At 56.8% G+C, this 10,317-nt stretch carries 7 protein-coding genes and 4 pseudogenes; 5 read left to right on the forward strand and 6 right to left on the reverse strand.

Features of this window, described 5'->3' with window-relative positions; genetic code table 11:
- Positions 1 to 238 precede the first annotated feature (238 nt).
- The 4 genes and pseudogenes from NKI10_RS30325 to NKI10_RS30340 all read right to left on the reverse strand — a co-directional run.
- The gene (locus tag NKI10_RS30325; RefSeq protein WP_023820423.1) at positions 239 to 1,345 is read right to left on the reverse strand and encodes a mandelate racemase/muconate lactonizing enzyme family protein; all 1,107 of its coding nucleotides are present in this window, start codon (positions 1,343 to 1,345) and stop codon (positions 239 to 241) included.
- An 88-nt stretch (positions 1,346 to 1,433) separates the two neighbouring features.
- Positions 1,434 to 1,580, reverse strand: a complete 147-nt coding sequence (locus tag NKI10_RS30330; RefSeq protein ID WP_352862568.1) for an S-adenosylmethionine synthetase N-terminal domain-containing protein — start codon at positions 1,578 to 1,580, stop codon at positions 1,434 to 1,436.
- Positions 1,581 to 1,599: 19 nt separating this feature from the next.
- Positions 1,600 to 1,719, reverse strand: coding sequence for an S-adenosylmethionine synthetase N-terminal domain-containing protein (locus NKI10_RS30335; RefSeq protein ID WP_352862569.1), 120 nt, complete (start codon positions 1,717 to 1,719; stop codon positions 1,600 to 1,602).
- A gap of 1,519 nt (positions 1,720 to 3,238) precedes the next feature.
- Positions 3,239 to 3,506: pseudogene (locus NKI10_RS30340) on the reverse strand (IS110 family transposase); the annotation flags it as partial.
- Between the two features lie 172 nt (positions 3,507 to 3,678).
- Between NKI10_RS30340 and NKI10_RS30345 the strand changes: the two are divergent.
- Positions 3,679 to 3,976, forward strand: a pseudogene (locus NKI10_RS30345) (integrase core domain-containing protein); the annotation flags it as partial.
- Positions 3,977 to 4,328: 352 nt separating this feature from the next.
- On the opposite strand, the gene NKI10_RS30350 reads toward NKI10_RS30345, so the two are convergent.
- Positions 4,329 to 4,706 (reverse strand): hypothetical protein, encoded by a 378-nt coding sequence (locus NKI10_RS30350; protein WP_352862570.1) that lies wholly within the window; start codon positions 4,704 to 4,706, stop codon positions 4,329 to 4,331.
- Between the two features lie 218 nt (positions 4,707 to 4,924).
- Here NKI10_RS30350 and NKI10_RS30355 point away from each other — a divergent pair.
- The 4 genes and pseudogenes from NKI10_RS30355 to NKI10_RS30370 all read left to right on the forward strand — a co-directional run.
- Positions 4,925 to 5,159, forward strand: a pseudogene (locus tag NKI10_RS30355) (IS6 family transposase); the annotation flags it as partial.
- A 564-nt stretch (positions 5,160 to 5,723) separates the two neighbouring features.
- The gene (locus tag NKI10_RS30360) at positions 5,724 to 7,103 is read left to right on the forward strand and encodes an aspartate aminotransferase family protein (protein WP_023820428.1); all 1,380 of its coding nucleotides are present in this window, start codon (positions 5,724 to 5,726) and stop codon (positions 7,101 to 7,103) included.
- Between the two features lie 214 nt (positions 7,104 to 7,317).
- Positions 7,318 to 8,523 carry an aminotransferase class I/II-fold pyridoxal phosphate-dependent enzyme gene (locus NKI10_RS30365; protein ID WP_352862571.1) on the forward strand — a complete coding sequence of 402 codons (1,206 nt, stop codon included), beginning with the start codon at positions 7,318 to 7,320 and terminating at the stop codon, positions 8,521 to 8,523.
- 585 nt (positions 8,524 to 9,108) lie between these two features.
- A complete protein-coding gene (locus NKI10_RS30370) occupies positions 9,109 to 9,894 on the forward strand; it encodes a GntR family transcriptional regulator (protein WP_352862572.1) in 786 nt (261 codons plus the stop codon).
- A gap of 174 nt (positions 9,895 to 10,068) precedes the next feature.
- Here the strand turns inward: NKI10_RS30370 and NKI10_RS30380 are convergent.
- Positions 10,069 to 10,317 (reverse strand): annotated as a pseudogene (locus NKI10_RS30380) (DDE-type integrase/transposase/recombinase); the annotation flags it as partial.

Below are 10,317 nucleotides of genomic sequence, written 5' to 3' on the forward strand. Positions count from 1 at the left end.
GCGGGAATCAGGTGACGTGAACAATCACCAGCCTGCCATGACCGCCCCCTCTCAGCGAATTTGCAGAACTCTCAGCACACTACCATCAAAAGGCGCACAGCATGGTACTCAGATTCTTTCCGGCCACTCATGGAATAGGTTCCAGGCTCGGCCATACGACCGGAACTCGAGTGTACCGAATCCACCATGCCCCGTTCGCACCACGACGCGCGTGCTCGTTAGCGAGCTCATAGAAGTGTTACTTGAAAACTGATGCCGGCGCCCCGAGTGCGGCGACGTCCGGCTCCACGCCAAGCCCCGGCGCTGTCGGCGGCGCAGCAAAACCATTGACATTCCTTGCTCCCTGGCCCGGAACGGGATCGGCAGCAAGGTGATGATGGCATAGCCAGCTGGCCAACCTATTGGCGACAGGAGTCGATGATGCGAGATGGACTGCCGCAGTATCTGCCAAGGCCGAACCTCCGACATCCTCAATGTGCATCTGCCAACCCACGGAGACACCGAAGTCCCGAACCTGCCTAGCCTTGGTTAGACCGCCTACTCTATTGGGCTTGACCTTGGCGCCCTGAAAGGAATCTAAGCGCCAAGCCTGCAGGTGGTCCTCAAAAGAATGAAGGCACTCATCAAGCATGATCGGCTGTTTTACCCGTCGGGCAACCTGAGCGCATTGCTGTACCGTCTCGCAAGGCTGTTCTATCCAGCCGCGTAGGGACACGTTGTTCAGTACCTGGAGTGCAACCGCCGGGAACCAGGCGCGGTTCACGTCGTAGGTAACCTTCTCGTCCGGTTTCAGCGCCGCTTCAATCGCCTGAATACGCGCAATATCCGCGACGGGATCGCTACCTCCTATCTTGGCAGAGTGTGTACGATACCCCTCTGAATACGCATCCCTTATGAGTTTGATCATCTCGTCGGTAGTGCCGGTGGAAATCGAAGAGTTAACTGCGACCGGATCTGCGGTAGTTCCACCGAGCAATCGCCATAGCGGCATCCCGGTGACTTTTCCCAAGATGTCCCAGCAGGCCAGATCGATGGCCGACTTCACATACAGATGACCGGGGAGCGCCATATCCATTGTCCGGTTGATCGCTTCAAGCGACCTCGGGTCCTGTCCCAGCAATGAGGGCGCTAGTGTGGCGATACCCGCCCTGATCCCGGGACCATGGGCGGGTAGATAGGTGCTGCCCCAAGGGCAGCCTTCCCCCCAACCAGACACATCCGCATCGGTATCAACCCTCACAAAGGTGCTGTCGAGTTTTTCGAACTTCAGGCGGCCACCGGATAACCAATAGGGCTTTGTCAGTGACAGATCGAGTTGCCACATCGTAATGCCAATGATCTTCATAGAATACTTCGCTCCTCTAGAACTTTCCTGGCAGACCCGAAGCACTCCAAAGCTTGCGGGACACCGCAGAAAATACCGACCATTTGTATTACCGCTCAGTCCAGAACGACGGCGCAAGGCCACCATCAAAGCCGATCTCGTCGTTATCATATCCAATATTGACAGTCGTATCGCGCGCAAATTGGCTGTAAGCGATTTGCGCGCCACTGGTGATATCGCCAGCCAGAATGACCATTCCTGTATTCACCAATACTTCACAAGACACGCTCGCCCTGGGATCGATGCTGAGGATTGGTATCCGAGATTTTGTCGGCCATCTTATCCGGGTGTCCCGCGCCGACAGATTCGGAAGAGAACACGAACTGCCTGGGCATGGAATGTCCTCGCTGCAGGTGTTGGAGTTAGGTTGGGGCCTGGATCAGCCGGCCTCACCGGTCGGTGAGTCCAGGGATCAGAGGCGATGAGCTTGAGGGGCGTCCCCTCCTGCCGCTCCTGTCTCAGAAGCAGCTCGTGAACGCGGCAATCAGCCGCGGCCAAGGAAGACCGCCCCTAGGTGTCGGGCTGCGCGATGGAGGTCGGCGGAGTTGTCCATGGTAGCTTCGCGCTCCAATTGGATCGATCTATTTCACGGCTAAGCATGCGGTCCCCTTCGGCCGCGTGTATCGTGCCGCTTCGAACCGCTGCAGGTCCTGTTTATGATAGCCGTCGCCATAGGGCAGGAGATCGACCAATAATTGGATCACCCCGCCGTCGTTGCATCCTGCTTTGACATGGTACGAGCGCCACCGTGGTTGTTTGTTCCAGCAAAAGTCGGGTCTGGCGAGCAGCCGGACGTGTCGCACAACCCGCTCGCGACGCAGACCCAGAATCTCCGCTAGCTTCGCAGACAATTAGGTCCGCAGGCACGCAAAGGCCCATCAAAATGCCCTGCCGTGCGTAGGCGACTGACCAGTGTCATCATGGGTCAGCATCAAGCTGGATACCCGTCCCACCGACTTTGTCATTGGGCGTCTCCGCAGGTTCGAACGAAATTTTCGTTGTAGGGATCCCGGCGACCAGCCTCTGGCGGCAGTCGTTAGGTAAACATGTGTTTGCTTTGGGCTGATCGTCGCCGTGTCCCGAACAACCCAGATCAGCGCTCTTGCCATTGCCTTTAAGCACCACGTTTCTGGTCTACTGACCTCAGATGAGGTAAGCGTACCATTCACGGCGGTTTGGATTTGCTAAGAGTCTATGAATTTCTTTGAAGGAGGCGTTACAACGGCTCCACGCGAATTAGCAAGGAGCTGATCACGCGGCGAGACTTGCGAACCTGGTTGGCCAGATAGGGTTCGGATTAAACCGGCGGCGAGCAGACCGTCCGTAGAAAACACCTCTTCGGATCACGGCCGGCAAGCAGCCGGTCCAGAAGTTCTATCTCGATAGACATCTGATGATTCTCTCGTTTCCATCATCATGACGTCGGCCACTGGTAGTCCTAGTGCCGAGGCTTCGAGCAGTTCTTCAGCTTCGAGTTCTCGTCTTTGCAGGCTTCAGGCGTTCGCGGGACGACTTTCTCGGCCTCGTCCCGTAGCTTGTTAACGAGTGAGGCGGAACTCAAGGAGATTATCTCAATCGCCGAAAGAGTTGTCGAAACGGCATCCTGTGCCGGCCTTCAGCCTTGACGCGACCCGCCTGTCGCGCCGTGCCGCGGCAACGGCGAGCGCGAGGCGCTGCCGACAGGCGCCGGTCCATTTTTCGTCGCGGCGGACAACCGCGCATCTAGCACGGCGATGGCCGCGCCGGTGGCAAGGGCAGCATCCTCAACGGTTTGCGCCGCCTCGATCGCCTTGCGCAGCCAACTCGGCACGGCCACGATCGGAGCGGCCGGGGCGCCGCAGAGCAGCGTGACGCTTCGTCAATGACCATCCGGAACATGCGAATGGCAGGCGCGTCAAGCGGCAGCGGCAGTCCGATCGACGAGCGCGCCGTCTCGTAAATATCCATCGGAATTTGTTGCTGACCTTGCGGCCGACGACATCCCACGATGCTGTCACAAACTCCTCTTTCGTCTGCGCCGTGATGCTTGCTGGCGTCGGAAAGGCATGGAGAAGGCGAAGAACGCTGCGGCTGTTTCCCGGAAGCGATCGATCTCGGGAAAATACAGCGGCAGGTAGTGCGTACGACCGGTGCGCGCCTGCAGCGAAAAGCGGCGGGCACCGCTGTCTCGGCTCCCATCGCTCCTTCATTCCGTAGGTGCTACGGCATCCAGGTCACCACCCCCGGCACCGGCGGCTCGGCCGTGCCATTGATCAAGGAGGCCATCGCAATTGGCGAACTCTTCCGCCAATGCTTTCGAATACGCATGCGCCAGGAACGACATCGAACAGCGGACGACCGAGACAAGGCACCCGTGGACTAACGGCCAGGTCGAGAGGATGAACCGGACCATCAAGGATGCGACCGTCAGGCGCTTCTACTATGAGAGCCACGTTCAACTCCGCCAGCACCTTGCCGACTTCGCCTCGGCCTACAACTTCTGCCGCAGGCTCAAGACCCTCAAAGGTCTCACGCCCTATGAGTTCACCTGCAACGGCTTGGGCCACGCGGCCTGAACGCTTCTCAGTCCGCTCCAGCAACTGCCGGGACTAGACTCCTACGGTTGAATCCGAAGTAGCTGACGAGCTTTTCCGGCGATGAGAACCGCTCAGTGTCGTGACGGCTGCCACGATACTCATGCCACCGTGACATCCACGCCGGTGATCGTCATCAAACGCTTGGCTCGTCGCTCCTGGAGTGCCGTCTGTGGGAGGCTTTTGTCCACACCTGTGTAAGTTCTCCGCCAAGGCGTTCGAGTTCGCCGTCATGGCGAAAGACGACTCGCCGCTGATCCTCGGCGAGCGGCTGAGCCATTAGCTGACCTTGCCGCGTTTTGAGAACGGTGAGCCTTTGTAGGGTGGATCAGATTCCTGCAGAACCGAATGGATTCGGTTTTTGAGAGGCGTCATCTGGGAGGCGAGCTGCGTTCACCTACCACGCGACGACGTGTCTCGGTTTCCTCGTCCGGCATCCACACTTCGGGTAGAAATCCTCTCGCATGAACCTTCGCCAGCACTGCCGCGTCGATCTTGTCAGTCTCGACCTTGGCCCAGGCGATGTCCCGGACCGGATCGGATTGGCTATGACCACACCCGACCCACAAAGGCGACAATAATCGCACGGTCGCACTTGTATTGCCTGTCGCCTCGATGACGATCTCGTCATCCGGCTTGAGCTTCATGGCGAACTGCAACAGGCGGCTGCCTTCGAGATCGATCCTCCCCGCATTCCGGATTTTGCCTTTCTCCAAAGATTGCCATTTGGGCGAATGATCGGTGGACATCAAGGGCAATGATTCTCATTCCCGGCTCCTTTCCAGGTTCAGCAACCTTGGGAGCCGGCGGGCTACACGACAACTACGGATCCGCGCTCGAAGCGCAACCAGGCAAGGGGGCGGCCAGATAACAACTCGAACAGTTCATCAGATACTTCGGCCTGCCCGCCATGCGTGCTCTCGACACCCCAATCCCGGTAGGTGGATGGTAGTCAATCCATCCGTGTAAGGAAATACGGATTGGCGCCTCGCGCCTATTTATGCCTGATAACAATCTCATTGAGCAGGATCGTCGACGGATCAAGTGCCGCGTCAGCTCCATGCTCGGCTTCAAGGCGAAGGCGACCGCCGAAATTATCCTGTCTGGCATCGAGATGATCCACATGATGCAAACGGCAGGCGAGGTATGCCTACAATCCCAGCCCCTCAATCGCCGAGCAGTTAGCCATCCTCACGGCATAGAACGCCGACCCCCCGATTCCTGCCATCTTTTGTCCCCGTTTCGATCTTTGCGACAGCACCTTTTCGAGGTGTCGAACAAATCCTTCAAGTAACTTTACAACATCTTTGCGACCGCAAATCGCTGACAATGGTACGTTCACGACAAGGTCCGAGATCAGGCACGGCTGAAAAAGCTTTTGGCGAAGCAGGCTCGGGCCGCCGCACCCCACGCAACGTCGGAGTCAACGGCAACGGCAACGGCAATGGCAATGGCAATGGCAAGAAGAGCGCTGATCCTGGTTTAAGGCTCAAGGTATAAGGGTCCGCTATACGCAAGAAGCTCTGCAACTTAGTCTTCATTCAATTGTCCTGTCGCCTAATCCAGCTCAGTACGATTATGTTGCGGCCGAGGGAATTGAGGCAGTCCGTGTCGAGACAGCCGATCTCGATGCGCTGATCCGCGAATGGCAGGGCCGGCGTGGCGTGGTCCGTCGAGTGAGGAGGAAGTAGCGTTGATCGACCAACCAGCTAAACCGTCTTGATTGCTTTGAAATACAAGAAAAGCGATACTGTCAGGAGATCTGAATGCCGAAAAAGTTCGAGACCGCACCCAACGCTACTCTGCTTGGCCCACAATCAAACAAATTGTTTGCTCGAGGTCGCTCGGTTTTTCCGGGTGGCATTACCCGTGCTACGGTTGAACGCGATCCGACGCCGCGCTACATCCTGAAAGGTGACGGCGCTTATCTGATTGACGTTGACGGACAACGTTTTCTGGATCTCAACAACAATTTCACTACGCTGATCCATGGGCATGGTTTTCTTCCTGCGCTTGATGCTGTGGCGCGTCTCCTTCGCGACGGCACCTGCTTTTCCAATCCGACCGCTCATGAGATCGACCTGGCAGAACTGCTGGTTGACCGCATTCCGGTGGTTGAACAAATTCGCTTCGTCAACACCGGCACTGAGGCGGTGATGTTCGCCGTCAAGGCGGCGCGCGCATTCACCGGACGCCCGGCCATTGCCAAAACCGAAGGCGCTTATCACGGCTCCTATGACTGGGCCGAGGCGGACCTGGGAGGTACGCCCGCAACATGGGGATCGCCGGATGCGCCTATCGCCGTGCCGGCCTATGCAGGCACACCGACATCGGTCGCCGACGAGGTTCTCATTCTTCGGTTCAATGATGCCGACGGTGCGCGTCGCAGGATCGCAGCTGCCGCGGATCGCCTAGCCTGTATCCTGCTCGATCCAATGCCGAGCGGCGGTGGCCTTATCCCGGCTGATCCTGACTTCATTGCTGCTATCGTCGAAACCGCGCGCCAACATGGCATTCTCGTCGTTTGCGACGAAGTGCTCAATCTTCGCCAAGGCTATCGTGGCGCCTCCGCACGTTACGGTATCAAGCCCGATCTGATCGCCGCCGGCAAGATCATCGGTGGAGGATTCCCGATCGGTGCCATTGGCGGATCGAGCCGCGTGATGAGCGTCTTCGACGGATCGGCCGGACGGGCCAAAGTGGCGCAGGCTGGCACCTTCTCGGCAAATCCTATCTCAATGGTCGCCGGTCGCGTCAGTATGGAAGCCTTGACCGAAGTAGCATTCGCCCGCCTGGAGGAAATGGGGAAACGGCTCCGCACTGCACTCGCCGCCGCCATCAGCCGCCATCAGGCTCCCTATGTCATCAGCGGCGCAGCGTCGCTCTTTCGCATCCACCCCAAACAAGCGCTTCCGCGCGACTATCGCGAAGCCTACCCGTCGACGGATGAGGCAGGCACGTTGAAAGCAATAAGCCGTTTTTTCCGCAGTGAGGGTATCCTTCTTCATGCCAACACTTCGGCCTCGCTATCGACGGCAATGTCTGATGCCGAAATCGACAAGATAGCCGATGTCTTCGAAAGGTTCCTGGCGACAACACCAGCTTCGCGAGTAGGCCTGCTGAGGGACTGTGAGGACCAGGATTGAAGCCGATGGCGGGCTGGCTTCCGAGTAGGACTCTCGGACTTCCGACTGTGATCAGCGCGTTCGCAATAGCCGGGCGCACCAGCCAAAAGAGGAGCCGCAGCCTCCCCTTGTGCAAAGTTGGCACGACTTTGAAGGGACACATTGGCTACGTAGCGGGGGTTGCCGATGATGAACAAACGTAAATTATATTATGGTCAGTTTGACGGAGAGTGCTGTGAAGAAGCAGAGATTTCGTAATCTTGCAAGCCTTATTGAGAAGTCCAGATCAGATTTCGACTATGCGTACTCCAAAGGAATAATGACACTATATGCCCGCTCGCTTGAGCAGCGACACGTGGAGCTCGAGCCAGGACGATCGGTTATAGAATTCGCAAGAGGCAGCTATCTCGGGCTTGATAACCATCCGATGATCGTGGATGCTGCGATAGCAGCATTAGCGTCATATCGCTCGATACAGTGGTCAGGTGCCCGCACGAGATTGAATTTCTCGCTAACCCGAGATCTCGAATACAGCTTATCTGAACTTTTCGATGCTCGGGTTGTCGTATACTCGTTGGTTCTAACGGCGAACATGAGCGCGCTTCCGTTACTCGCATGCGGGGCTTTCACCCGAGGACGCAAGCCGGTACTGGTGTTCGACCGATTTGCTCATGCCACTTTGGCATACCACAAGGCTGTTATGGCCGAAGATGCCGAGGTTCTGCAAATTAGGCACAACGACATTGAGGAACTGGAGGGTATTTGTCGGGAACACACGTGCGTCGCCTACATATGCGATGGTGTGTATTCAATGGGCGGAAATGCCCCCATCGGTGAGCTTTTGCGCCTCCAAGAACGTTATGGGCTATTCATCTACATCGACGATGCGCATGGCATCTCAATCCGGGGAAGGCATGGCCAAGGATATGCCAAATCCCAAATCACAGATCTAGGCGAAAACACAATCATCGCGGCTTCTTTGAGCAAAGGCTTCGGAGTGACTGGCGGTGTTCTCATGCTTGGGACGGAAGAGCAGGAGAAACTCCTTAGACGTTACGCCGTCCCGCATGCATTCTCGATGGGACCAGACTTGGCCGGAATTGCAGGTGCCTTAGCATCAGCAGAAATTCATCGTTCTGCGGAGCTGGGTGAGCGCCAGGCCCGCCTGAGTAGGGTTGTTCAAGCTTTTGACGATAAAATGCCGACGCAATCGTCAGGTGACGGAATGCCAATCCGGATGGTCCCGATTGGTGAGTCTCGGGCAGCGGTGGATACGGCAGCAGAGCTATTGCGGCGCGGCTTTTATGTGGCCGCAGCATTTTATCCGACGGTGCCCCGGCACAAGGCTGCTTTGCGCGTATGCCTGACTGCGGACCACAGTCTGGAAGAGGTCACCCAGCTTTGTGCTTCAATCCGAGACATAGCTAGTGCCCGTCCATAGTGTGCTGCAGAAAGCAGAAGCCGCGGACATGATCTGGGGCAGGTAGGCATCCGGAAGATGGAGCGCAAGCAAACCCTTCGATGACGCGTCGTTGCGGAACTGCAGAAACCAGCTTTCTGATGCCGAGGGAGAAGCACAAGCGGAACACCACCGTGCGGCGAGAGTACCGATGGGAAGTTGGGGTGGATCGACCCGTATTCGTGACGAAGGTCCTGTAATGGGGCGGGAGCGAAGGGGCGGATGGGCGTTATCGATTCAACTCGCGTTCAGGGAATTGCGGCGGGAAAAGATGGCGCTTGATGGTCGCGGTGTTCATGCCATCGGTCTATGCCGCAAATCCCTGAACGCGAGTTAAATTGATAACGCCCGATATGAAATAGGGGAGGCGCCCTTCTCGCCAACGAAAATCGTTCTGGCGAGAGCCTTCCAAATTGGGTTCTATCCACTCCCGTGGGGTGCGCGCCGTGAAAGAGTGTGCATTAAAAAGAGTGCGCATTAAACTATCCTACCCCCTTCAATGTCTTGGTCAACCCGACCTATGGATTCAACAGTTTATTTGATCGATCAACGCGAAGAGCGTGCAGCATGACTGAATCTCCAAAAGCCAAGCCAGACCGAATTATGCGGCCGATCGAACCAGCCCTGATGCACGATAGGGTTTACGCGTCGTTGTCGACTGCCGTGATGGCAGGACGGTTCATTCCAGGTCAAAGTGTCATCATCCGGGAGGTCGCCGCCCAGTTCGAGACTAGTCCGATGCCTGTTCGGGAAGCAGTTCGTCGCCTAGTCGCGCTTAGAGCCTTTATCTCGTTGCCGAACCGGGCTGTACAGGTGCCGGAATTTTCTCCGGAGACGGTACGAGATCTTTGTCGAGTGCGACTGGGGATCGAAGGACTGGCCACATTATGGGCAGCGGAAAATGCAACGCCAAAGCTTGTAAAGCTCCTCCGGAAGTTGCTGCGTCGGGAGATCGAATGTGCAGGTAAGTCGGATTTCAGCGGTGTGCTCGGCGCTAATCGAGCATTCCATTTTGCGATATATGAGGCGGCTGGATCCGAGACGCTGCTGCCCTGCATAGAAATGCTTTGGTTGCAGATAGGCCCCTATTTTGGGGTCCTTAATGGGCATCCGAGTCTCGGCCGTTACCTCTATGAACATGAGCGTATAATCGAACGGCTAGAAGAACAGGACGGACCCGGCGCCAAGGCTGCCATTTCACGCCATATTACCACGGCTGCGGAAGACATAATCGCGTCATGGCCAAAGCATGCTTCCGCGACGCATAGCGGCGCGCAGCAGAGCAATGAACCCGCGTCGAGCGATATAGATGGTTTTGTTGCAACAGCTAAATCGGGGCGCAGAGAGGCCTGATGCGAAGTCTACCAGGTGGCAGGATTTCGAACTGCTCGGCCAGGGATGGATTCGGACTGAACGCGCATCTCGCTTGTCGCTTGCGCATGATGTGAACCATTTCGATGCCGCAAAGGAAGTTCTGTCGCAAAGATCGAAACGGAACAAAGGGTGGCAGGAATCGGGGTCGGCGTTCTATGCCGTGAGGATGGCTAACTGCTCGGCGATTGAGGGGCTAGGATTGTAGGCATACCTCGCCTGCCGTTTGCATCATGTGGATCATCTCGATGCCAGACAGGATAATTTTGGCGGTCGCCTTCGCCTTGAAGCCGAGCATGGAGCTGACGCGGCACTTGATTCGTCGACGATCCTGCTCAATGAGATTGTTATCAGGCATAAATAGGCGCGAGGCGCCAATCCGTATTTCCTTACACGGATGGATTG

This window comes from Mesorhizobium sp. M0802 (assembly GCF_040320115.1).
In the GTDB taxonomy this organism is placed as follows: Bacteria; Pseudomonadota; Alphaproteobacteria; order Rhizobiales; family Rhizobiaceae; genus Mesorhizobium.

Bases quoted from the DNA above. Each gene is read 5' to 3' on its own strand.
- NKI10_RS30325 (WP_023820423.1), bottom strand. From the start codon at position 1,345: ATGAAGATCATTGGCATTACGATGTGGCAACTCGATCTGTCACTGACA.
- NKI10_RS30330 (WP_352862568.1), bottom strand. From the start codon at position 1,580: ATGGTCATTCTGGCTGGCGATATCACCAGTGGCGCGCAAATCGCTTAC.
- NKI10_RS30335 (WP_352862569.1), bottom strand. From the start codon at position 1,719: ATGCCCAGGCAGTTCGTGTTCTCTTCCGAATCTGTCGGCGCGGGACAC.
- NKI10_RS30350 (WP_352862570.1), bottom strand. From the start codon at position 4,706: ATGTCCACCGATCATTCGCCCAAATGGCAATCTTTGGAGAAAGGCAAA.
- NKI10_RS30360 (WP_023820428.1), top strand. From the start codon at position 5,724: ATGCCGAAAAAGTTCGAGACCGCACCCAACGCTACTCTGCTTGGCCCA.
- NKI10_RS30370 (WP_352862572.1), top strand. From the start codon at position 9,109: ATGACTGAATCTCCAAAAGCCAAGCCAGACCGAATTATGCGGCCGATC.